The 463-nt window shown below is 34.1% G+C and carries 1 protein-coding gene; it reads left to right on the plus strand.

Going from position 1 to position 463, the window contains the following annotated elements:
- Positions 1 to 463 (plus strand): hypothetical protein (locus CXF74_RS21690; protein ID WP_442965969.1); only part of this gene is annotated, 463 nt, incomplete at both ends.

A 463-nucleotide genomic window follows, 5' to 3' on the forward strand; every position in this document is an offset into this window, starting at 1 on the left:
AACGGATGCCAATTAACTCAAGACAAGGCAAAAACTATGCAGCATATGGTCTTATATTAAAAGATCTGGAATTTGTTAAAAGAGCATTTAATTTAGCGATGCGGGAAATATCAGGCTCGAAACCCGAGTCAGTTGGATCAAAACTACACTACAGCGAACTTAGCGATGTAACTGACATGATAGAGGCTTTTTATTTGTCAGCTATTATTAGTTATGGGAAATGTTTTACAGTAGGAAAGGGCAGAAAAATTAAATTAGAAGCATCTGATATTTTTAAGAGTAATAATCATCTAAAAAAAATCCATGATGAGTTAATAAATCAGCGACATAATTACGTAGCTCATGCAGGTAATACTACATATGAGGCTTGGCAGTCCATAGTATTACTTGATCCTATGAATAAACAAGCACCTCGTATTATAGTAGAGAAAGAGCATACGTTAGCTTTCTCTTTAAAAGACTT

Origin of the sequence: Psychromonas sp. Urea-02u-13, from assembly GCF_002835995.1 — a bacterium.
Classification (GTDB): domain Bacteria; phylum Pseudomonadota; class Gammaproteobacteria; order Enterobacterales; family Psychromonadaceae; genus Psychromonas.